Below are 23,001 nucleotides of genomic sequence, written 5' to 3' on the forward strand. Positions count from 1 at the left end.
AAAACCTAAAAAAAAGCCTCCAAATAGGAGGCTTTTTTGATTTCGATTAATATCGAGCGATTACTTGTCTTGAGACAGGCTGTAAACGTACGCAGTCAGTAGGTGAACTTTGTCTTCACCTAAGATGTCTTTCCACGCTGGCATCACACCAGCACGTCCATTACGTAGCGTTTCTTCAACCGCACGAGCTGAACCACTGCCGTATAACCACGTGTTATCAGTTAGGTTAGGTGCACCGAATGGTAGGTTGTGAGCCAGTGAACCTTTACCATCCATACCGTGACACGCTGCACACATCGCAAACTTAGCTTTACCTGCTTCGGCATCACGTTGGTTAACAGTACGACCAGATAAACTTAGTACATAAGCTGTCATCTCTTTGATACCTTGGTCGCCTAAAGCAGCTTCCCAGCTAGGCATCGCCGCGATACGACCATGAAGTAATGTTTCCTTGATTTTGTCTGGTGTACCACCGTACAACCAGTCTTTATCAGTTAGGTTAGGGAAGCCATCACCACCACGTGCATCTGAGCCGTGACATTGCGCACAGTTTTGCAGGAACAAACGTTGACCAATTTCAAGCGCTTGTTCGTCTGACGCTAGGTCTAGCACGTCACGCTTCGCAAATGACTCAAAGATTGGACCAAACTTTTCGTCTGCCGCGCGGTACTCGCCATCTAATTGGATGCGGTAACCGTTTGCATGCATGTCTTCAACTGCTTTTTTAGACTCTTCCAAAGATGTTACACCTTGGTTAGAGCTCTTCCATTTTAAAAACCCTTCAAAGTTACCTAAGCCAGGATACATGGCAAGGTAGTATACAGCCCAAACAAACGTTGCTAGGAACATGTATGTCCACCACTTAGGTAGTGGGTTGTTAACTTCTTCAATGCCATCGAACTCGTGGCCACAGCTCTCGCCTTCTTTAACACCAACGTAGTTCTTTAAGTTCCACATTAGTAGGCCGAAGATTAGAACTAGACAGGCCAAAGTTAAGACGATGACCCAAATACTCCAAAAGCTAGTCATTTCTCAGACTCCTTTTCCTCATTAGTGATTGTGTTTTGGTGTTTATTTTCGTCTTCAAACACTGCGTTTGCGGCATCGTCGAAGCGCTTTTTGCTACGCTTACTAAAAGCCCACAACACAATCACGATAAAAAGTACCATTATTACCAGAGTCAAAATGCCTCTGAATGTGCCGTAATCCATAATAATTACTTCAAGTGTGTACCAAGTTGCTGCAAGTAAGCGATAAGCGCTTGCATTTCAGTCTTACCTTTAACCGACTCTTGGGCGCCTTGGATTTGTTCATCCGTGTAAGGTACGCCGAAGTCGCGGAAGACTTCCATTTTCTTAGCAGTTAACTCGCCATCAAGTACGTTTTCATCCAACCAAGGAAAAGCTGGCATGTTTGACTCTGGAACCACTGCACGTGGGTCCATTAAGTGAGCGTAATGCCAATCGTCAGAATAACGTTCGCCAACACGAGCTAGGTCAGGACCTGTACGCTTAGAACCCCACTGGAATGGGTGATCCCATACGCTTTCACCCGCTACAGAGTAGTGGCCGTAACGCTCAACTTCGTCACGGAAAGGACGAATCATTTGTGAGTGACAGTTATAACAACCTTCGCGCACATAGATGTCGCGACCTTCAAGTTCTAACGCTGTAAGTGGGCGTAAGCCGTCTACTGGCTCAGTGGTGTCTTTTTGGAACATCAAAGGTGTGATTTCCACAAGTGCACCGAAGCTAATAGCGAACACAGTTAGAATAGCCATTAGGCCAACGTTCTTTTCAACAATTTCGTGTTTGTTAGTAGAGTTATTATTACTCATCATCCTACTCCTTACGCTACTTGTGCTTGTGCATCGTCAGCAATTGAGCCTTTTTTAGCTGCAATAGTGCGATAGGTGTTGTAAGCCATTACAAGCATACCCGCTACGATGAATACACCGCCTAGGAAACGCATGATATAGAAAGGATGTGAAGCTTCTAGTGACTGTACGAAGCTGTACATTAACGTACCGTCTTCGTTTACTGCACGCCACATTAGACCTTGCATAACACCAGAAATCCACATAGCTACGATGTACAGAACAACACCCACTGTGTGTAACCAGAAGTGTGTGTTAACAAGTTTAACGCTGTACATACGGCTGTGACCGAATAGTGCAGGGATTAAGTGGTATGTCGCACCGATAGAAATCATTGCAACCCAACCTAGTGCACCTGAGTGTACGTGACCCACAGTCCAGTCAGTGTAGTGTGAAAGCGCATTTACTGACTTGATAGCCATCATCGGGCCTTCGAACGTAGACATACCGTAGAAAGACAGTGATACAACTAGGAAACGAAGTACTGGATCAGTACGTAGTTTGTGCCATGCGCCAGATAGCGTCATGATACCGTTGATCATACCACCCCAAGAAGGTACGAATAGAATCACTGACATAACCATACCTAGTGACTGAGTCCAGTCAGGTAGAGCTGTGTAGTGTAGGTGGTGAGGACCAGCCCAGATATAAAGAGAAACAAGCGCCCAGAAGTGAACGACTGATAAACGGTATGAATAAACCGGACGACCTGCTTGTTTCGGTACGAAGTAGTACATCATCCCAAGGAAACCCGCTGTAAGTAGGAAACCTACCGCGTTGTGGCCATACCACCACTGAACCATCGCATCAACCGCGCCCGCGTAGATAGAGTAAGACTTGGTCATCGATACAGGCACCGCCATGCTGTTTACAATGTGCAGAACAGCAACGGTAATGATGAAGCCCGCGTAGAACCAGTTTGCTACGTAGATGTGCGACACTTTACGTTTAATCAATGTGCCAAAGAATACTACAGCGTAAGAAACCCATACGACGGCGATTAAGATATCGATTGGCCACTCTAGCTCTGCATATTCTTTTGAGGTAGTGATACCCATAGGCAGAGTAATAGCTGCTAAAACGATAACAAGCTGCCAGCCCCAGAAGGTGAATGCTGCAAGTTTATCGGAGAAAAGGCGCGTTTGGCAGGTGCGCTGTACAACGTAGTAAGACGTTGCAAATAAGGCACTAGTACCGAATGCGAAGATAACTGCGTTCGTGTGTAACGGACGTAGTCGAGAGTAAGTTAGCCATGGGGTATCGAAGTTCAATGCTGGCCAGGCTAGCTGGGCAGCAATCAAAACACCAACACTCATGCCAACGATGCCCCAAATCACTGTCATAATAGCGAATTGGCGAACAACTTTATAGTTGTACTCAGTTTGTGATGCTACTGTTTGGCTCATTGTCAGGTTTCCGCTGCATTATTATGCGATTAGAAATGAAATACCTATCCTTGCGAATAGGGCCTACTGATGGTGTAAAAGCCGGCTACCTAAAACTCTCATATGACTAAGCGTTTCAGAAAGCAAACTCCATACACTCTTATTATTTGCGGTCGAAATGATAAAATTTTTGACCTTAAAAAGATAGCGCAAATGGCTAAAATAATGACTTCAATCAAATTATCAGCCGAAGTTGGAGATTTTTTAACTAATGCCTAGCCAGCTATCCAGCCATCCGTTAAGATCGACGTTCACTAAACGCTCAATAATCAAACATGTTACATTTCAAACATACTCGCTTGGCCGTTAAATCCTTACCTTATTTAACAGCGGCGTTTTTGCTAACTGCATGTGACGACGCAGCCATGAGTATAGACGATAATATGGTCGATGCGTGTTGCAGTTACTACCCTCAACATGATGAAAATGCAGAGTTTGCTCTGAGTAGACAAACAATTCATCCAGAGTCACCTTTCTTCGTGTCGATATCGATAGCAGAGGGAGCGCAAGTAGTTAGCGCGAGCATGAGCGGAGTGACGATGTATATGGGCTCAATTCCAGTGGTGTTTGAAAAGCAATCTCAAACTAAATGGGTTGCTCAAATCATGGTGGGTGCTTGCTCCGAGCCGACGATGATTTGGCATCTAGATGTTGATGTTGTCCAAGAAGGTATCCTTTCCCATTATATTTACCCTATTACTGTTACGCACCCTCTATAAACATCCTTCATTTGCAGTGTATTAACTAACACACGCCTAATTTGAATAGCAGACTACCCGCAGGGGGGGCTGCACATACGCATGTTCGTTTTGTTCTTTTGCTCTGTTTAGAGCTCAATTACCTCAAAGAGTATTCGGTGCACAGTGCCGAATATAAATTCATCAAATTGATTATTAATTAATCTCAACTTCGTGTTTCTTTTCCGTGGTGTGAACATCGACACAGCCATAACCTATTAATTTATCCTGTGTATTTTTAAATGTATCACTAACCGCCTGTGTATAAGTTGTAAATTTTAGTTTAAGTAAATCCTCTAACGCTTGATTACGTTTGATTACAAATATCGACACTATGGTTTCATGTATCAATTTGTGTGACATTTTATGTTTCCATAGTCGCTATTTATGCGTGTTGCAGACAGATACATTTATTACATTTATTTACATAGCTCAGCTATATATTCAGTGAAGCTATGTGGTGTTTTAATTTTAATCTACCATTCAGTTTTCATTCAGTTAATTCCGCCTAAGTTGCTGCTCGTTATGCAGAAGCTTCATATAAAAATGACCTGCATACCTACCTAAATAGGGTAAAAATTCAACAAGTAGGGTTTATTATGAAAAAGACACAACTAGGGCTAGCTGTATTAGCAGCATTGCCTATGTTCTCAAGTGTTCAAGCAATCGCTGCAGATTCTTCAGCTGAAGCGATTGAAAAAATTCAAGTAACTGGTTCACGCATCAAGCGTGCAGACATGGAAACTGCAAGCCCAGTAACTTTGATCGGTGCAGACGACATCAAAGCGATGGGCGCAACAAGTATCGACAGCGTTCTACAAAAAATGACTGCCACTGGCGGTGCGATGACCAACCCTGGTATCAATAACGGTTCTGGCGGTAACGCGCGTATCGACCTTCGTGGTCTTGGTGCTCAGCGTACGCTTGTACTAGTTAACGGCCGTCGTATGATCAACTCAGGTACTGGTGCAGCAGCAACAGTTGACCTTAACACTATCCCTGTTTCTATGATCAAACAGGTTGAAGTACTTAAAGACGGCGCATCAGCTGTTTACGGTACTGACGCTGTTGCAGGTGTTGTTAACATCATCCTTAAAGATGATTTCGAAGGTCTAGACATGAACGTTAACACGGCAATGTCTGGCGAAGGTGATGCAGAAGAAAGTTCATTCGACATCACTCTTGGTAGTTCTTTTGACCGTGGTAACGTAGTTATTGGTCTTCAGTACACTGACCGTGGCGATGCTTCTCAAGCAGACCGTGAATTCTCAAAATGTCCTCTAGCTGAAGGTGCAAACGGCCTTTACTGTGCGGGTTCTGCATACTCTGCAGGCGGCCACATCTGGAACGCTAACACAGGTAAAGTACTTGTTGACGGTGAAGAATCAACAACGGGTCTTGCTGTTGACGGCGGTATTTCAGGTCTAGGCGGCGATTATCACCGTTTCACTAACGCTGATCGTTACAACTACGCAGAAACTAGTTACCTATTCACTCCAATGGAGCGTATCAACCTAACTGGTCTTGCTAACTTCGAAATCAACAACAATACAAACTTGTTCTCTGAATTCACGTACACTAAGCGTTGGTCAGAGCAGCAGATGGCTCCACAGCCTGTATGGTTCGATTTCACATACACTGACGGCATGGACTCTTCACTATTGAGCCAAACTTATGACCGAGGTGTTGACGTAGATGGTGACGGTTACGTTGATCTAGATGCTGATGGCAACTTCGTTCAAACTGAAACTGTAAACTACGCTTACGGTGATGCAATCTCATACGGTCGTCGTATGACTGACACTGGTACTCGTAACTTCTCACAAACTGTTGATACAGTACGTGCAGTTATCGGTGTTGAAGGTTTCGTAGGCGACTACGCATGGGACGTATCTGCAAACTTCGGTCGTAACGACTCTGTAGACCGCCTTGAAAACCTACACAACATGGGTTCAATCCAAGATGCAATTACTGCTGGTAACTTCAATCCAGTAGCTCAGTCTTCTTGGCAGTACGACAACATGCAAGAGTACCTATACACTGAACAAAACTCAGGTGGTAGCCAACTATTCATTCTTGCAGCTTCACTATCTGGTGAAATGTTCGAAATGCCAGCTGGTTATGCAGGTTTCGCGGTAGGTATCGAGCGTCGTCAAGAAAAAGCATGGTACATTCCTGATTCACTAACAGCTCAAGGTCTTGCAAACGACCCTAAAGTTGAACCTACATCAGGCGGCTTCGACGTAAACGAAGCATATGTAGAATTCGCAATTCCTCTACTAGCTGACGCGCCATTTGCACAAAACGTAGACCTAAGCGCTGCAATCCGTGCATTTGACTACAGCACATTCGGTTCAGACGAGACGTGGAAAGTAGGTCTTACTTGGAAAGCAAACGACGAACTAATGTTCCGTAGCGTAGTGTCAACTGCGTTCCGTGCGCCAACTGTTGATGAGCTTTACTCAGGTAACTCACCATCATTCGAGCAAGTTACTTTCCCTGGTGCACAAGACCAAGCAGAAGTAACTGTTGGTGGTAACCAACTTCTTACTCCAGAAGAAGCTGACACGTTCACTGCTGGTATCGTATACGAGCCAGAGTGGTTTGAAGGTTTCAGCATGACAGTTGACTACTACGACATCGAAATCGAGAACGCGATTGCTTCTGTAAACGAGCAGTACATTGTTGACCAGTGTCTTGCTACTTCAGCAAACTCAGGTTCAGTTCTATGTCAATCAGCTAACATCAGCATGGACACAACAGGCCGTATCAAGTTCAACAACCAGCTTCAAAACATTGGTGCTGAGCAAACTTCAGGTGTTGATATCAACTTATCATACACATTCGAAGCTGCTGGCCTAAACTGGAGAGCAGGTCTTGATACTACTTACCTAGATGAGTACGTAGTAACTGTACTAGACAACACAACTGATTACTCAGGTCTTATCACAGCTGGTATCGGTGGTTACGCTGATATCAAGTCTAACTTCACGCTAAATGTTGCTGGCGAGAAGTGGGATGCACAGTACCAAGCGCGTTACATCGCAGGTATGGATAGCTACAACTGTATCGGCAAAACTAGCTGTCTTGCTCCTACAACGCCAAGCGTTGTTTACCATGACCTAAGCGGCTCTTACATCATCAATGACGCAGTGTCATTGACTGGTGGTGTGAACAACTTGTTCGACAAGCAGCCTCCTTACTACTCAGGTAACAACGACTCAAACACTGACCCGTACACATACGATGTACTTGGTCGTCGCTTCTTCGCAGGCGTGAACGTTAAGTTCTAAGTTATGCTTTAGCAAAAGTGTTAAAAGCCCATCAGTTTACTGATGGGCTTTTTTTTTTATCGCAACGAATGAGTTATACTTTTATTATCAACAAAATATAGGACATCATTTTTGCACGAAATTGCCACGCTCAAAATAGACGAAGGCTTACGATTGGCATTGAGCCAGTCTCTCTTACCCAAATCTCACACCCGCACTGAAATGTACTTTTGCATTCCCAACGAGATGGGAATTAACCCAAATACATTATCTGAAGAACACTTTTACTTTAACCATATAAAAAGTCGATTGGCTTACAATGCTAGCGGTATCCACTTACCTTTAGTACGCAGTCGTTACGTGAGCAAAGTACGTGGCAACGAACAAGAATATCGCCAGAATCTTAATTTGTATTGTTATCAAGTGCGCTTGGCGATGGATGCTGATATAGCAGAAGCGCAACAAATAAAAGCCGATGACGAATTTTATATTCGTGCTTTAGCGTTAATGCATGAAGCGCAGCGATTATTAAAGCGGTTGCGTCGTTATAAACCAAAACAAGAGAAGCTATTATCTTTCTACCAAAATGCCGATAACTTTTTAAGCTGGCATATAGAGCAAGGCATATTGCGTTTACTCGACAAGGCACCTAAATCGACAAGTTTTTCGCTCGAGCGCACTCAGCTATTACAATTTTGCGAAAGTGAAAGTACCCATCGCCAAAACAAACGTTATAACTCATCATCCACATTGGAAGATCCGAATCGCCTTGCTAATAAAATGCACTTATTACAACGCCTTATCGAATATGGTGTAGTGCTAAAGAAAGACAGTAAAAACCTCAATAGCGTATTAAAACGCTTTGTAAAAGGATTAGTCACTGCCGTTATTATGGCTTTTGTGATGGTTTTAGTGCTCAATGCGCGCACTAATTTCACGCAAGTTACCATAGGGCTTGTTGCCTTGCTGGGTACGATTTATGGATTGCGGGAAATATTTAAAGAAGATATTACACGTTTTATTTGGCGGAGAATTATTCGTGGGCGCGCAAAGTGGCAACACGTTTATTCTAATGCCACTACGCGTACTCGAGTAGCAAAAGAAAAAATATGGCTTGAGTATATCTCCCGAGGAGAATACCAAAAGATATAGCTGCAATATTCTCTAAGCGCCGACAACAAAATAAACAGGCCGCTCAGTGGTTGCATTTAATGTTTGATAATGAGGTGTCTGTGAATGCCTTTTTACCTGGATACGACGCTCTGAATCAGACCAATAGCATCAGTATGGCGCCTATGGTTCGTTATCTGCGCAAGGGTGAAGGAAGGGTTTATGAGTACACAGGTAAAAAAATACGTAAACACAGTGTGGAGCGACGCTATCAAATTAACGTTGTATTAGTGAGTCATACAACAGCAGGTGTTAAAAGTGCACAGCGCTACAAAATCACGCTTAATCGTTCACAAATTGTGGCTTTGGAGCCAATAGGCGAAGTGCAACAGTTGTAGGCTTTTGGTGAAGCTAAGGACTCGAATCGGTGTACACATAAACAAAAGGGTAAGCACAGAGCTTACCCTTTTGTTTGGTTATAAACCTTTTTCAGAATAGAGCGTAACTTTGTCCGACACTAACGTTACTTGGATATTCTTGCTGTCTGATCCCCATACGCAGTTAGTATGAAGGGTTTTTTCTTCACATGCTGAAGGGCTGCCTAGTAACGCTTCAACTTCTGTTCGGTCCATGCCGACTTCCAGCTGTTGATAGTTTTCTAAAGTAACTTTAGAACAAGCAGTTAAAGTAAGTGCCGCAGCAATTCCAATAAATAGTGACTTTTTCATATTTTATTATTCCGTTAGTGGTTAAACCGTCTAATTTGCACCAGCATGCCTATTTGCGGGTGGTCAAAATAGTGGATTTCGCCTGAAATTACACGACGAAATTGAGAAAACTCAGCGCTAACCTCTGTATCTGTGTCTCCAGAGTGCCGAGTGATTAGGTTTGATGTAATGTACAAATAGTGGTTTAGATGCACCTTCAAGAAACCATCGAGCTCCCACACAGGATTATACGTGGTTTGTTTGTTTTCAAAAAAGGTATTTTGAGAATTAAATACATCAGCAACACTAAATTCATTGGTTTGTTCAGACACATTTGATTCTAGTGCGTCATCAGGCTGCGCGCTGAGAGCGACTGAATTGCCGCCAAAAAGTCGGTAACTTGGCGCGTTACGCTTTGATTCGCCTGGGAATCGCCACCCCGTATGAAGTATTACTTTTCTACCATTGCGAGCGAGTTCGGCGCGTTTATCGGTGAATTGCAATTGACTCGGGCTGAGTAGATAAGGAGCATCGGTGTGTTCTTGCTCTGGCACGTTAACTTCTATTGGTAAACGCGATTGTTGTGCTAAATCAGACACGGAGAAGTCACAGGTGTTTGAGTGAGGAATTGTATTGTCCGAGAAAATACCTGATGACTCTGTTTTTGGCGCCGTGATTTCTCCATTTAAACAACGTTCTGTGTAAGTTGATAAATAAGCGGAGGTCAGCAAATCTTTTGTATAGTCGTATTTGCTTAAATCCGTCTCTTCATTACGTAATGTTTCTGTGGAACCATCAGCAGGTTGATTGAACACGATCACTTCAATCTCAAACCATCGTCCATCGGCGTAACTGTTGCAACTCATTGCTGCTGCCAACATGACTAATATTGTTCTTATCATTAACTTCCTACCTTGGTTTCGAATTCTTTGATCATTGCAGTCACGAGTTTCAAGCGCTCTTTTCCATTGGCTTCACTTATCATAAAGCGTAACCGATTCGCGCCTTCCATTCTATAGTGTTGTGGGTCTGCTTGAATAAGCCCGATAATAAACATAGGACTGACTTTCGTGGTTTCACTAAATTCAAAGTAGCCACCCTTAGGGTTCGCTTCGATTTTAGCGATGCCAATCGCTCCGGCCCTAATTTTCAATTGTTGTAGTGCAAAAAGGTGTTTGGTGGCATCGGGTAACAGCCCAAAGCGGTCTATCAATTCGACTTGGAGTTCATCCAATGTTTCAAAATCATTGGCGCTGGCAATTCGTTTGTACAGCCCAAGGCGAAGATTGACATCATTGATGTAATCATTAGGTAGTAGGGCAGGTAACTTGAGGTCGACCTCTGTGTGTGATTTCAGCAGTTTATCAAGCGTGGGCTCTTGGCCATTTTTGAGTGCTTCAACAGCTTGTTCAAGCATGTCCATATACATGCTAAAGCCGATTGTTTGGATTTGTCCGCTTTGCTCGTCACCGAGCAATTCACCGGCTCCACGAATTTCAAGGTCGTGCGTTGCAAGGGTAAAGCCTGCACCTAAATCTTCAAGAGATTCAATGGCTTCAAGGCGTTTTTGAGCATCTTTGGACATTGCCTTAGGCCCAGGCGTTAGTAAGTAGGCATAGGCTTGGTGATGGCTTCGGCCAACTCGACCACGCAACTGGTGGAGCTGTGCAAGGCCAAGTCTGTCTGCTCTGTCCATGATGATGGTGTTGGCACTGGGGATGTCGATACCGGTTTCGATAATCGTAGTACACACCAAAACGTTGAATCGTTGATGATAAAAATCACTCATCAAACTTTCAAGATCTCGTTCACGCATCTGCCCATGGGCCACAGCAACGGTTGCTTCAGGTACTATCGCACGAATATCTTCAGCTGTGCGCTCAATGGTCTCAACATTGTTATGTAAGAAGTATACTTGACCCCCGCGTTTGATTTCACGCAACACGGCTTCACGGATCATGTCGTCGTCACGTTGGCGCACGAAGGTTTTCACCGCGAGACGCTTTGCTGGCGGTGTGGCGATGATGGATAAATCGCGCATGCCACTCATGGCCATATTCAAGGTACGTGGAATCGGGGTCGCGGTGAGCGTAAGGATATCGACGTCTGCGCGCAGCGATTTTATCTTCTCTTTTTGGCGCACCCCAAAGCGGTGTTCCTCATCGACGATAAGCAGGCCTAAATCAGAAAATTCGATATTTTCTTGAAGAAGTTTATGCGTACCAATGACGATATCGACTTGGCCTTCCTTAATTTGTGCCAGCGTCTGATTTTGCTCTTTGGTTGATTTAAATCGAGATAGCACATCTACAGTCACTGGGAAATCAGCAAAACGGTCGCGGAAGTTTTCAAAATGTTGTTGCGCGAGCAGGGTGGTAGGCACCAGTACTGCTACCTGCTTGCCATCAGCCACAGCCACATACGCAGCACGCATAGCAACTTCTGTTTTACCGAAGCCGACATCACCACACACCAAACGATCCATGGCGTTTTTACTTTGCATATCAAAGAGTACAGCATTAATCGCGTTTTGCTGGTCTTCCGTTTCTTCAAACACAAAATGGTCGCTAAACTGGCGATAACCCGCATCATCCATGGCAAATTTATAACCCGGTTTTGCTTGGCGTTTGGCATAGATATCGAGTAGCTCTGCGGCTACATCCCTAACTTTTTCTGCAGCGCGTTTTTTCGCTTTTTCCCACGCGTCAGAGCCTAACTTGTGCAGTGGTGCGCTTGCTTCTTCCGCCCCCGAGTAGCGGCTGAGCATGTGCAGTGCCGCCACTGGCACATAAAGTTTCGCCTCGTTGGCGTACATAATGGTGACAAACTCGGTGGCGACGCCCGCAGCATCAAGTGTTTCCAAGCCGATGTAGCGACCGACACCATGATCCAAATGCACAATCGGCTGGCCCTCTTTAAGCTCAGCTAGGTTACGAATGAGGGCATCGCTACTTGCTTGGTGTTTGTGCTTCCTACGCCGACGCTGTGAAACACGAATACCGAGTAACTCTTGCTCGGTGATAAGGCTCACGCGTCCTTTGGCTGTTAACACCACGCTTTGTTCAAATGGCGCAACGATGAGACCGATATCCGCGGAACCGCCGAGGACTTGGTCGAGGTTGTCAAACTGCGTAATTTTCAAACCACTGGGTTTGAGCAAGGTTAACAAAGCTTCTCGGCGACCATCAGACTCAACACTGAGAACGATTCGCGCATGTTGTTGCTTTTGCTCCAACGCATACGCCAAAAACGCATCAAATGGTGGTTGCTTCGCATGGTCAATGCGCACCTCTGGCAGTAACTCGCAGGCAAGATTGTGGTGTCCGGCCTTGGTTGGCAAGGTCGCTTGCGACAATTCAATACGCGGATAATGCTTGAAGTGGCTGTTAAGCTCTTCGATTGGTAAATAAAGGCGATTGGGTTCCAGTAGTGGTCGTAAAGGGTCAACTCGGCGATTTTCATAACGTGTATGTACGTCATCCAAAAAGCGCTGGGCGCTGTGTTGTAAGTCACCGATATTCATAAACACGGCATCTTGCGGCAGGTAATCAAATAGCGTGTCGAGGGTGTCAAAAAACAGCGGTAAATAATACTCGATACCCGGAGGTAAAGAGCCTTTGCTCACCTGCATATAAATCGAATCTTGTTCGCTGGATGCGCCAAAGACTTCACGATATTGAATACGAAAGCGCTCAATGTCTGTATCTGTAGTGCCAAATTCATGGGCGGGTAGCAGATTGATTTGCTCGATTTTGTCAGTGGAACGTTGGCTATCAACGTCGAAGTGACTCATTGTGTCGATTTCGTCATCGAACAAGTCAAATCTCACCGGGGCATTTTGTCCCATGGCAAATAAGTCGACAACAGAGCCGCGCACAGCATACTCGCCATGCGCCATAACTTGCTGGGTGTGAATGTAACCCGCGTCATCAAGCTGTTTACGCAGTTTATCGATATTGAGCGTGTCGCCAACACTGTAAACAATGGCATTACCATAGATAAATTGCTTAGGTGCGGCGCGTAACATCAGCGTGGCCACAGGGACGATGAGTACGCCGTGTTGCGAATCTTTTAAGCGACTCAGGGTACTTAAACGTGTGGAGACGATGTCTTGATGCGGGGAGAAGTGATCATATGGCAGTGTTTCCCAGTCAGGAAACACCATCACATCTTTACGCGGCAGTAGCGCATGAAGTTCATGTTCAAGCTTGAGTGCGCTTGGGGTATCGGGCGTGACCAACACAACCAGTTGTTGATGCTGGTTAACTGCCTCGCCAACGGCGAGTGTCATTGCACTGCCGCTCAGTTGGCCCCACTTAATTTTATCTTGTTGCGTCTTTACCCAAGGCAATTCAAGGAACTGCGCTAACTGCATGGAACTCTCCGTTTTAATCGCGATAAAGTTTAGTTAAATCACCGTAGTGGTCGATACGACGGTCACGTAGGTACGGCCAAATTCTGCGTACATTTTCACCTCGTGCTAAATCAAGCGTCGCGCTTAGCACTTCCACTTCATCATTGCTTGCCTTTGCCAGAAATTCACCTTGTGGACCGGCAATAAATGAATGGCCCCAGAACTGAATCCCAGCGCTGTGACCTGTTGGATCGGCTTCAAAGCCGGTGCGGTTAGCACTGATCACGTACACGCCATTCGCCACAGCGTGTGCACGTTGCGAAATCACCCACGCATCTTGTTGGCGAGCTTGTTCATCAGCATCATCATTAGGATCCCAGCCGATAGCGGTTGGGTAAATCAGGATTTCTGCGCCCTTGGTTGCCATAAGGCGAGCCGCTTCAGGGAACCATTGATCCCAACATACCAAAACGCCCAACGTACCCACTGAGGTTTTGATTGGTTCAAAGCCAATATCGCCTGGAGTGAAGTAAAATTTCTCATAAAATCCAGGGTCATCTGGAATGTGCATCTTACGGTATTTACCGGCAATGCTGCCGTCACACTCCAGCACAACAGCGGTATTGTGGTACAAACCAGCAGCGCGGCGCTCGAATAATGATGCCACGATCACAATATTTAATTCTTTTGCCAATGCGCCCAGCGTGTCGGTGCTTGGCCCAGGGATTGTCTCTGCCAAATCAAATTGATTCACATCTTCACTTTGGCAAAAGTACAAGCCAGTGTGTAGCTCCTGCAACACAACCAGTTTCGCCCCCTTGGCCACGGCATCACGAATGCCCTTAATTGAATTTGCGAGGTTGTATTCGCGATCGTCTGTATTTTTTTGCTGCACTAATGCAACTGGAAGGGATGTGTTTGCAGACATGATTAATTCTCCAAAAAACCGTGAGGCAACTGCATGGTGATACAATGTAAACTACCAAATTGTTCAATAAGTGCACGGCAATCAACACCGATGATTTCGCGTCCTGGGTAGGCCTTGGCTACTTGCTTTAACGCAACGTGATCATGTTCGTCATTGTAAGTAGGCACTAGAACAGCATCATTGATAATCAAATAGTTGGCATACGTTGCAGGAAGGCGGTCACCTTCATCATTAAACACCGCTTTTGGCCAAGGCAAGGCGATAAGCTCATAGGCTTCATCTTGTGTGCCGCGAAGTGTAACCAACTCCTCGGCCATTCTACCAAGTTCGTGGTAGTGCTCATCGTCTGGATCATCACAACGTACATACACGAGCGTGTTGTTTGGTGCAAAACGCACTAAAGTGTCGATATGAGAATCAGTGTCGTCACCTGCAAGATAACCGTGATTCAACCACAAGATTTTTTCAGCACCCAACAAGGATGCCAGTGTTGCGTCAATCTCGGCAGCACTGAGTTCATTATTACGATTTTTGTTGTGAACGCAGGCACGTGTACTTAACAAAACCCCATGCTCATTGATTTCAATGGCACCACCTTCAAGAATAAAGTCACTTTGCGCCGTGAGGGCACGTTTGTTTAATGCTTGGGCGAACAAATGGCCGTTTATGGCGTTGTCTTTATCTGCTTGGTATTTACCGCCCCACGCCGTGAATTGGCAATCGAGGGCTTTTAGTTGCTCACCGTCACTTAAAGTCAGTGGGCCATGGTCTCTTGCCCATGTATCGTTACACGGTGCATCTACAAAAATGATGTTGTCTAAATTTGCTTCGTGTTTCGCTAAGCGCTCTTTGATTGCGTGTTTAAGCGCTTCATTGTCGGCAACGATAACAAGCTTTTGGCGTTTGCTAATATGCTGGCTTAATTCAACGTAAACGTCTTCAACAGCACTTAAATTAGGCGCCCAATCGGTGTCTTTGTGAGGCCATGTTAGCATCACGGCATCTTGTTGATGCCACTCTGGAAGTAATCTAAAAGTCATCGCAGATAATCACTGAAAAACAAGCCGCTAGTTTAGCATTTATGAATTGAATGTCAGCTAAATATGCCTGCTTTAATGTCTGCACCGTGATTTTTTAAGAAGCATGACCTTAGGTGGTACTGTCCTCGTCTTGCTGCTTTTCATGACGCTTTTTAAGCTGACGGGTTTGCGCATGTAAACTCGAACGCACCAATAATTCTTGGTCTTGATCGCGAAGCACAGAAAACAATAATTTATGACTGTAATGTTCATCTTTGGCGGTGACGTCGATTACCTCTGCGTAGCAATAAATGGCAGCGGCTTCTTGTTGCAGGAATAATTTACAACGCACAAAGTCACCTTTATCCATCGCTTGTTCGCGCTTCAGCGTAAAGCCTGAACCACCATAACTTTGCGTTTTCTCGGTGGGTTGGTCGGTGTTTTCCTGCATGAGTATATGACTTAGGATCAGGTCAATCTTGCGTGATTGCAACGATAAATAGTGGGCAAGTTCTCCGGCTGTCTCGCCCAATAGGCGCAGAGGCCTAAGCGCACTTTGCTCGAGCGTGTTTACTTCGTTAGCAAGTTTATAAAGCGCTGGAATATCGCGTTCCAGCTCCTCAGCGCTAGCAGGAACATCATCTTTAGAGACGGGTTCTACAACGACACTAATTCTTTCTTGGATTTGAAAAAATTCACCGAATAACTCTTCTTTGTTCCTAGCCATAACCATCTCGTAAACCGCTGATTTCTCAATATTAGCTGTCATCTTCTGATTTTAAAAGGATTTTGGGCTTTTTAGCGGGTACAAAAAAGGCGCCGAAGGCGCCTTTTTTACTTGCAGATTGCTTGGCTGTGAATCACACAATCCCTTCTTTGCAATCGACGTTTTCTTTCTTGTGATGCTCTGCGATTTCATCGGCAAGCTCTTTACGTGAGCGAGATTCACCCAGACGTCGTTGCGTTAGCCAATAGAAAAATAGAGGCACAAAGAACACGGCTAAGAAAGTCGCCGCCATCATGCCGCCCATGACACCCGTGCCCACACTGTGACGTGCACCTGCACCTGCACCCGAGCTCAATACCAGAGGTACTACGCCAAGAATAAACGCAAGTGAGGTCATGATAATGGGACGAAAACGTAAGCGTGCCGCCTCAAGAGCTGCTGTAGCCGCACTCCAACCTTGTTGGTGTTTGAGTAGCGCATATTCAACAATCAAGATAGCATTTTTACCAGCAAGGCCCAGTAGGGTAACCAAACCAATTTGGAAGTAGACGTCATTGGTCATCCCTGCAATCCAGATTGAAATAAGCGCACCGAACGTACCAAATGGCAGCGCCAACATCACAGATAATGGCAAAGACCACCGCTCGTATAGCGCAGCGAGGATCAAAAATACCATGATTACAGCAAGACCCAATGCCATACCCGTGGTACCTGAGCTACGTTTTTCTTGGAACGCAGTACCTGTCCAATCGTACGTCATATCCGCTGGCAGTACTTGCTTGGCGATACGCTCGATTTCGGCAATTGCTTGACCTGAGCTATAGCCTGGCGCTGCTTCGCCTAACAATTTTACCGCTGGCAAATTGTTGTAACGCGAGAGGCTGTCAGGGCCACGGGTAAACTCAACAGTGGTGAATGCTGACATGGGCACCATTTCACCGGTGCTGCTTTTCACATAGATACGACCAATATCTTGCGGCTGCATGCGATATTGTGCTTCAGCAGACATCAGTACTTGCCATGCACGACCGAACTTATTGAAGTCGTTCACATAGTAGGTGCCTAAAGTACCCGCAAGCGTGTTGAACGCATCGTTAATGTTTACGCCCATAGCCCGTGCTTGTTCACGGTCAATATCAACCTTTAACTGCGGTGCATCTGGTCGCCAAAGTGTTTGTACGCTACCAACAATCGGGCTCTTTTGTGCTTCGGCCATGACCAACTGCATACCTTGTTGTAGCTTTTCAGGGCCACCAGCGCCTTTGTTCTGAATATAGAATTCAAATCCACCTGTGCTGCCTAAACCAAAGATAGCGGGTGGGTTGAATGCCAATACTAATGCTTCATTGATATGCGCAGTTTTACCAAATAGCTCGCCAACAAGTGCTTTGGTGTCAACTTCACGTTCATCCCAATGCTTTTGCGTTACGAACAAGGTTGCAGCGTTGTTTTTGAAGCCACCGCCGATGAAATCAAAACCCGTAAAAGCAGCAACGGCTTCGTTCGCAGGGTTTGATTTAACCGCAGCAACCACTTCGTCCACCACTTCTGCTGTACGCTCAAGGGAAGCACCATCCGGTAAGAAAATAGCCGTGATGTAGAAACCTTGGTCTTCGTCAGGGACGAGTGAACTAGGTGTCTTTTGCCAAATACCCACTGTGGCGCTGACCATTGCGATCATTAAGATCAGGCCCAATGCACCGCGGCGCACTATAAAGCCCACTGCACCCACGTATTTGTAGGTGATTGCTTCGAAGAACTTGTTGAACCATACAAAGAAGCGGGCTGTTTGCTTGTGCTCATGTTTCAGAATCATCACACACAACGCAGGTGTCATGGTGAGGGCAACAACACCCGATAGGCTCACCGCAATCGAAATCGTAATAGCAAATTGACGGAATAGTTCACCCGTTAGACCCCCTAAGAACGCGATTGGTACGAACACAGAACACAGCACCAGTACAATTGCGACTACAGGGCCTGACACTTCTTCCATGGCCTTAATCGCTGCTTCGCGGGCACTCACGTGTTCTTCATGCATGATACGCTCGACGTTCTCGAGTACCACGATGGCGTCATCGACGACAATACCAATGGACAACACCATACCGAACAGGGTGAGAGTATTGATTGAGTAACCAAGCATATACATGCCGGCGAATGTGCCCAGCAGTGATACTGGTACCGCAAGCGTAGGAATAAGCGTTGCACGCCAGTTTTGCAAGAATAAGTAGACTACCAGGAATACCAACACCATAGCTTCGCCGAGGGTGATCAGTACTTCGCGAATTGATACCTCAACAAAACGCGTTGTATCGTAAGAAACAACGTGTTCTAAACCTGCAGGGAACTGAGGTTTAAACTCATCCATCACGGCACCAACTTCTTCAGCTACTTCCAGTGCGTTAGCACCTGGCTGCAGGAAAATACCCATCAGCACAGCTTCTTTGCCGTTAAAGCTACCTTCAAAGTTGTAGTTTTGTGAACCCAGTTCAACGCGAGCTACATCTTTAAGTCGCAATGAGCTGCCATCAGCATTTGCGCGGATAATGATATTCTGAAACTCTTCTGGCTCAGACATACGGCCACGAGCAGTGACGCTGTAAACTAATGACTGAGGCGACTCTAGTGTCGGTGTTGCACCAATGTTACCGGCCGCATATTGCGAGTTTTGCTCGCGAATCGCACTGGTAATTTCATCAACTGTGACACCCAATTGGCTCATCAAATCAGGGCGCAGCCAAATACGCATGGCGTAATCTTTTGCACCAAAAATTTGCACGTTGGTGGTACCCGGAATGCGTTTAATACGGTCTAGGATGTTTAACGTCACGTAGTTTGACGTCCACAGTGCAGAGCGTGTGCCATCAGGAGAGTAAAAAGCGTGTACTTGCAGAAAGCTTGAAGAGCCTTTTTGAACCACGACACCTTGGCGACGTGTTTCTTCAGGTAAACGTGCTTCTACTTGTTTAACACGGTTATTCACATCCACAGCAGCTTGGTCGGCATCGGTACCAATTTCGAATGTGACTTCGATAGTTGTCGAACCTGCGCTGCTTGAGGTTGAAGACATGTACATCATGCCTTCAACACCCGTGATTGCGTTTTCAAGTGGTGCTGCAACGGTTTGTTCAAGTACCTGTGCAGATGCACCAGGGTAGTTTGCCGTTACTTGAACCACCGGCGGTGCAATCTCAGGGTATTGTGCAATCGGCAGGGCACGCATTGCTGCAAGGCCTGCGAGCACAATCACAATTGAGATCACAAACGCGAAAATTGGTCTGTCTATAAAATAGCGAGAAAACATAATGCGCTTATCCCTTCGCGTTGTTCACGGTGACAGGCATTCCTGGGAAGAAAATACGCGCCATGCCTTCAACAATAACTTGATCGCCTTGATTAAGTCCGCTGCGGATGATCCATAAATTTTCAACCTTGTCGCCATCTTGTTTACGGTACCATTCACCTACTTCAACAGGCGCTGGTCGGGCAATGGTCATGCCTTGCTCATTTTGACCAATCACATACACAAATTTGCCAGTACCATTGTCCAATACTGCGCGTTGAGGAACGGCAAATGTTCCTTTGCGCACTGCACCAATTAGCTCAACTTGCACAAATTGTCCTGGGCGCAGGCTAAAGTCAGGGTTTGGTACGATTGCCTGGAACTCGGAGGTACCTGTGTTGGCATTAATGCGTACATCGGTGAAGTTTACCTCGCCGACATGCTCATAAGCCGTGCCATCTTGTAGGCGAAGTTGTGTTTGCCATTTACCATCGGCTGGCAGCGTTAATAAACCACGCTTTTGCTCTTGGCGCATAGTCAGTTGCTCACGCTCTGATAAGCCAAAGCGCACGCGTACTGGGTCAAACGCAGTCATTTGCGTAAGCAATACTTCTGGTCCTGATACATACGTACCTTCTGAAACTTGCTCACGACCCATGATGCCGCTAACAGGCGCTTTAACTTGCGCGTAATCCAAGTTCAGCTTGGCTTCACGCAGTTGTGATTGACTAGCGCTTAAATCAGCTTTGGCAATATCTACACTGGATAGGGCATTGTCATAATCACGTTGTGATACAGATCTGTCTTCACGAAGTTTTGCTAGACGTTTGCTTTCACGTTGGGCTTGCTCTAATCGTGCTTGCGCAGCTTCGACAGCTGCTTGAGCTTGCTCATAAGCCAGTTTATACGGAGCAAAATCAATCGTGAATAATGATTCACCCGCTGCTACTTTTTGGCCTTCAGAGAAGTTGCGAGATTCCATCACACCGCTGACTCGGGCGCGGATCTCAACTTCTTTCGAACCAGACACTGTTGCTGGTAATGAAATTACAAACGGAGCGTCAACAGGTGTTGCTTCGAGGATTTCTACTTGCGCAGGGGGCATTGAGTGACCCTGCTGAGGTGCTTGCTCGGAACACGCACTCAAAGTAAGTACACCCATTAAGGTGAACATGGTAGTGCGAGAAGACAAGTTAAATAAGTTACGGCGCATAATATAAGCGTTTCCCTGAGCTAATTAAGTCGTATTGTAGCCATAACGGCTGACCCTGCTAATGATCTTGGGTGGTAGCCGTGCTTGTTTAAGGGCCTGAAGATCTGTGCGTTATTCACAGTGAATTCCACATAAATCAACACGCTCTAGTATAGATTACAAGACTCAGTGTGGTTAGGAAGGTGGGTAACTGTAATCAATGTAACCCAACTGTCACTGAGTAAACGACAGTGTATACTTTTTTTTAATTTAGGTATACTTTTTCGTTTACCTCGTGTCATTTTTTTTGACTTTCGTTATACTTCATCGTGTTAGCAAAGAGGCAAGAAATGAGTAGTTCTAAACAACAAGCAATTATGGCCGCGGCAATCGCCCTGTTTGCCCAACGCGGCTTAGCAGGTACAACGATGGAAGCCGTTGCGACTAAAGCAAAAGTATCCAAGCGCACCTTATACAAATATTACAGTGCTAAAGAGCAACTATTTGATGGGGTGGTGGATTTATTGCTTGAGCGTATTCGGCCGCTGCATGACAATTCGTATTGTCCGACAACACCAATCAAAGAACAGTTACAAAAACTTGCCGACACGTCACTCAAGCTGACGCAAGACAAAGACTACTTAACGCTTTCGCGTATTATCATCATTGAGTCATTGCGCTCTAAAAAACGTGCGGGTTTGCTCGAAGAGCGCTTTAAAAACTGCGAGCAGGGCATTAACGATTGGTTTGATCAAGCTCAGGCCGCGGGCGCGTTGCATGACATTCCTGCTGACATTGCAGCTACCGTATTCTTCGGTAGTTTGAAAAAGCTGGCGTTTTGGGAGCAGCTGATCAAATGGCAACAACCCGCTGAAAAAGAAAAGCTCGATCAACTTGTTGAGCTAACGAGTCGCTTGTTCACTCAACCGCCATTAAAGTAATCAGGTGTGCCGTGCGCTTCAATGGCGCTACTTAAGCGTGCTAAAGCAACGGCATATACCGCATCACGAAAATCTAACCCTTTTTCTTGAACCAGTGTGTTAGCGCGTTTAAATGCCTTCGTCATTACGTCTTTCAACTCTTCGTGCACTTTTGTTTGATTCCAGTGATAGCCCGTCCTATTTTGCACCCATTCGAAATAACTCACTGTCACACCGCCTGCATTGGCGAGGATATCGGGTATCACAATCACACCGAGGTCTTTCAAAATGGCATCCGCATCGCTGGTGACCGGCCCGTTGGCGATTTCGATTATGTAGCGCGCTTGTATCTTTGTGGCGTTGTCTTGGGTGATGACACTATCAAGCGCCGCGGGAATGAGAATATCGACATCAAGGGTCAGTAATTCTGCATTGGACAAAGTGTCGTGCTCAACCGATTCACAAACTGAGCCGTCGCAGTAGACAGCTTTGAGTTCTTTATGCTCTTGTTTTTGTTGATAGACGCTTTTTACATCTAGTCCTTGTTGACGATAAATACCGCCTTGGGAATCGCTGATTGCTACCACCTTATAGCCGTCTTCTGCCAGCAGTCGTGCTACATGATAGCCGCCGTTACCAAAGCCCTGAACAGCAACAGTGGTTTCTTCAGGTGTCAGGCAGTCCCGTTGCTCGAGCGCTTTAATACACAAATAGGCGCCGCGGCCTGTGGCATCATCACGACCTAAACTGCCTCCAAGAGCGATGGGTTTACCGGTGATCACCGCCGGATTTTTCACTCGAGTAATCTTTTCATACTCGTCCATCATCCACCCCATGATTCGGGCGTTGGTGTACACATCCGGTGCAGGAATATCTCGTTCAGGGCCAATAAAATCTGCCATGGCGCGTACGTATGCTCTACTTAATCGCTCTAATTCCATCGGCGACAGTGCTTTTGGGTCAACACTCACGCCGCCTTTAGCACCGCCAAAAGGAATATCCACCACGGCGCATTTCAATGTCATCCACAGTGCCAGTGCTTGCACCTCTTGGGCGCCAACATCGGGGTGAAAGCGAATCCCCCCTTTGGTCGGGCCAAGAATATTATTGTGTTGGCAACGGTAACCTGGGAAATAACGGGTATGGCCATCATCCATGCGTACTTCAACATGCACGTTTAGCATCGCATTAGCGTGACAAAGTGCGTCAATCACCAATTTTGAACATCCGGTTTGTTCGCCAATACGTGTTAGGCGCGAAACGGCGTCTTCAAACACTGCGCTACTCATTTATCCTCCTTTCGATATCGACGTTAGGTTGTAGGGAGAAATCACTGCTATTTGAAATATTTATTACGTAGCGAATTGAAATTTCGATTTTTGTACGCATATAGACTAGGCGGCAAAGTGCAAAATTTACACTTTTGCT

The 23,001-nt window shown here is 45.8% G+C and carries 16 protein-coding genes and 1 pseudogene; 4 read left to right on the top strand and 13 right to left on the bottom strand.

Annotated features, from left to right (window positions below; all coding sequences use genetic code 11):
• Positions 1-60 precede the first annotated feature (60 nt).
• From ccoP to ccoN, 4 genes are read right to left on the bottom strand one after another with little or no spacing between them, the layout of a single operon-like run.
• On the bottom strand, positions 61-1,029 hold the full coding sequence (gene ccoP, locus ACH19P_RS08840; RefSeq protein WP_462158222.1) for a cytochrome-c oxidase, cbb3-type subunit III: 969 nt from the start codon (positions 1,027-1,029) through the stop codon (positions 61-63).
• Positions 1,026-1,211 (bottom strand): cbb3-type cytochrome oxidase subunit 3, encoded by a 186-nt coding sequence (locus ACH19P_RS08845; protein WP_347391877.1) that lies wholly within the window; start codon positions 1,209-1,211, stop codon positions 1,026-1,028. The genes ccoP and ACH19P_RS08845 overlap by 4 nt, the downstream gene beginning before the upstream one ends.
• Before the next feature lie 5 nt (positions 1,212-1,216).
• Positions 1,217-1,837 carry a cytochrome-c oxidase, cbb3-type subunit II gene (gene ccoO, locus ACH19P_RS08850; RefSeq protein WP_462158223.1) on the bottom strand — a complete coding sequence of 207 codons (621 nt, stop codon included), beginning with the start codon at positions 1,835-1,837 and terminating at the stop codon, positions 1,217-1,219.
• Positions 1,838-1,848: 11 nt separating this feature from the next.
• On the bottom strand, positions 1,849-3,282 hold the full coding sequence (gene ccoN, locus ACH19P_RS08855; protein WP_347391879.1) for a cytochrome-c oxidase, cbb3-type subunit I: 1,434 nt from the start codon (positions 3,280-3,282) through the stop codon (positions 1,849-1,851).
• Between the two features lie 314 nt (positions 3,283-3,596).
• Here ccoN and ACH19P_RS08860 point away from each other — a divergent pair, with 314 nt between their 5' ends.
• From ACH19P_RS08860 to ACH19P_RS08870, 3 genes and pseudogenes are all read left to right on the top strand, one after another.
• A complete protein-coding gene (locus ACH19P_RS08860) occupies positions 3,597-4,040 on the top strand; it encodes a hypothetical protein (protein WP_462158224.1) in 444 nt (147 codons plus the stop codon).
• 617 nt (positions 4,041-4,657) lie between these two features.
• Complete coding sequence (locus ACH19P_RS08865; RefSeq protein ID WP_462158225.1) at positions 4,658-7,351, top strand: TonB-dependent receptor; 2,694 nt, start codon at positions 4,658-4,660, stop codon at positions 7,349-7,351.
• A 120-nt stretch (positions 7,352-7,471) separates the two neighbouring features.
• Positions 7,472-8,838 (top strand): annotated as a pseudogene (locus ACH19P_RS08870) (hypothetical protein).
• Positions 8,839-8,916: 78 nt separating this feature from the next.
• On the opposite strand, the gene bamE reads toward ACH19P_RS08870, so the two are convergent.
• The 8 genes from bamE to ACH19P_RS08910 all read right to left on the bottom strand — a co-directional run bounded on the left by bamE (position 8,917) and on the right by ACH19P_RS08910 (position 20,674).
• Entirely contained in the window at positions 8,917-9,168 is a 252-nt protein-coding gene (bamE, locus tag ACH19P_RS08875; RefSeq protein ID WP_462158226.1) for an outer membrane protein assembly factor BamE domain-containing protein, read from the bottom strand.
• A 14-nt stretch (positions 9,169-9,182) separates the two neighbouring features.
• Positions 9,183-10,049, bottom strand: a complete 867-nt coding sequence (locus ACH19P_RS08880) for a CsiV family protein (RefSeq protein ID WP_462158227.1) — start codon at positions 10,047-10,049, stop codon at positions 9,183-9,185.
• Positions 10,049-13,522 (bottom strand): transcription-repair coupling factor, encoded by a 3,474-nt coding sequence (gene mfd, locus ACH19P_RS08885; protein WP_462158228.1) that lies wholly within the window; start codon positions 13,520-13,522, stop codon positions 10,049-10,051. The genes ACH19P_RS08880 and mfd overlap by 1 nt, the downstream gene beginning before the upstream one ends.
• A 13-nt stretch (positions 13,523-13,535) precedes the next feature.
• The gene (locus ACH19P_RS08890) at positions 13,536-14,429 is read right to left on the bottom strand and encodes a carbon-nitrogen hydrolase (RefSeq protein ID WP_462158229.1); all 894 of its coding nucleotides are present in this window, start codon (positions 14,427-14,429) and stop codon (positions 13,536-13,538) included.
• Positions 14,430-14,431: 2 nt separating this feature from the next.
• Positions 14,432-15,469 carry an agmatine deiminase family protein gene (locus ACH19P_RS08895; RefSeq protein WP_462158230.1) on the bottom strand — a complete coding sequence of 346 codons (1,038 nt, stop codon included), beginning with the start codon at positions 15,467-15,469 and terminating at the stop codon, positions 14,432-14,434.
• Positions 15,470-15,578: 109 nt separating this feature from the next.
• Positions 15,579-16,175: a PilZ domain-containing protein gene (locus ACH19P_RS08900; RefSeq protein ID WP_462158231.1), complete on the bottom strand. Its 597-nt coding sequence runs from the start codon at positions 16,173-16,175 to the stop codon at positions 15,579-15,581.
• A 133-nt stretch (positions 16,176-16,308) separates the two neighbouring features.
• Positions 16,309-19,482, bottom strand: a complete 3,174-nt coding sequence (locus tag ACH19P_RS08905; protein WP_462158232.1) for an efflux RND transporter permease subunit — start codon at positions 19,480-19,482, stop codon at positions 16,309-16,311.
• A 7-nt stretch (positions 19,483-19,489) separates the two neighbouring features.
• Positions 19,490-20,674, bottom strand: coding sequence for an efflux RND transporter periplasmic adaptor subunit (locus tag ACH19P_RS08910; protein WP_462158233.1), 1,185 nt, complete (start codon positions 20,672-20,674; stop codon positions 19,490-19,492).
• A gap of 329 nt (positions 20,675-21,003) precedes the next feature.
• Between ACH19P_RS08910 and ACH19P_RS08915 the strand changes: the two genes are divergently transcribed.
• Positions 21,004-21,594: a TetR/AcrR family transcriptional regulator gene (locus tag ACH19P_RS08915; protein WP_462158234.1), complete on the top strand. Its 591-nt coding sequence runs from the start codon at positions 21,004-21,006 to the stop codon at positions 21,592-21,594.
• Here ACH19P_RS08915 and ACH19P_RS08920 read toward each other — a convergent pair.
• The gene (locus tag ACH19P_RS08920) at positions 21,576-22,862 is read right to left on the bottom strand and encodes a Glu/Leu/Phe/Val family dehydrogenase (RefSeq protein WP_462158235.1); all 1,287 of its coding nucleotides are present in this window, start codon (positions 22,860-22,862) and stop codon (positions 21,576-21,578) included. The two genes, ACH19P_RS08915 and ACH19P_RS08920, sit on opposite strands and share 19 nt — an antisense overlap.
• Positions 22,863-23,001 lie beyond the last annotated feature (139 nt).

The organism is Pseudoalteromonas sp. GB56 (genome assembly GCF_054923835.1).

Coding starts and splice junctions, on each gene's coding strand:
- ccoP (WP_462158222.1), bottom strand. CDS start 1,029: ATGACTAGCTTTTGGAGTATTTGGGTCATCGTCTTAACTTTGGCCTGT.
- ACH19P_RS08845 (WP_347391877.1), bottom strand. CDS start 1,211: ATGGATTACGGCACATTCAGAGGCATTTTGACTCTGGTAATAATGGTA.
- ccoO (WP_462158223.1), bottom strand. CDS start 1,837: ATGAGTAATAATAACTCTACTAACAAACACGAAATTGTTGAAAAGAAC.
- ccoN (WP_347391879.1), bottom strand. CDS start 3,282: ATGAGCCAAACAGTAGCATCACAAACTGAGTACAACTATAAAGTTGTT.
- ACH19P_RS08860 (WP_462158224.1), top strand. CDS start 3,597: ATGTTACATTTCAAACATACTCGCTTGGCCGTTAAATCCTTACCTTAT.
- ACH19P_RS08865 (WP_462158225.1), top strand. CDS start 4,658: ATGAAAAAGACACAACTAGGGCTAGCTGTATTAGCAGCATTGCCTATG.
- bamE (WP_462158226.1), bottom strand. CDS start 9,168: ATGAAAAAGTCACTATTTATTGGAATTGCTGCGGCACTTACTTTAACT.
- ACH19P_RS08880 (WP_462158227.1), bottom strand. CDS start 10,049: ATGATAAGAACAATATTAGTCATGTTGGCAGCAGCAATGAGTTGCAAC.
- mfd (WP_462158228.1), bottom strand. CDS start 13,522: ATGCAGTTAGCGCAGTTCCTTGAATTGCCTTGGGTAAAGACGCAACAA.
- ACH19P_RS08890 (WP_462158229.1), bottom strand. CDS start 14,429: ATGTCTGCAAACACATCCCTTCCAGTTGCATTAGTGCAGCAAAAAAAT.
- ACH19P_RS08895 (WP_462158230.1), bottom strand. CDS start 15,469: ATGACTTTTAGATTACTTCCAGAGTGGCATCAACAAGATGCCGTGATG.
- ACH19P_RS08900 (WP_462158231.1), bottom strand. CDS start 16,175: ATGGCTAGGAACAAAGAAGAGTTATTCGGTGAATTTTTTCAAATCCAA.
- ACH19P_RS08905 (WP_462158232.1), bottom strand. CDS start 19,482: ATGTTTTCTCGCTATTTTATAGACAGACCAATTTTCGCGTTTGTGATC.
- ACH19P_RS08910 (WP_462158233.1), bottom strand. CDS start 20,674: ATGCGCCGTAACTTATTTAACTTGTCTTCTCGCACTACCATGTTCACC.
- ACH19P_RS08915 (WP_462158234.1), top strand. CDS start 21,004: ATGAGTAGTTCTAAACAACAAGCAATTATGGCCGCGGCAATCGCCCTG.
- ACH19P_RS08920 (WP_462158235.1), bottom strand. CDS start 22,862: ATGAGTAGCGCAGTGTTTGAAGACGCCGTTTCGCGCCTAACACGTATT.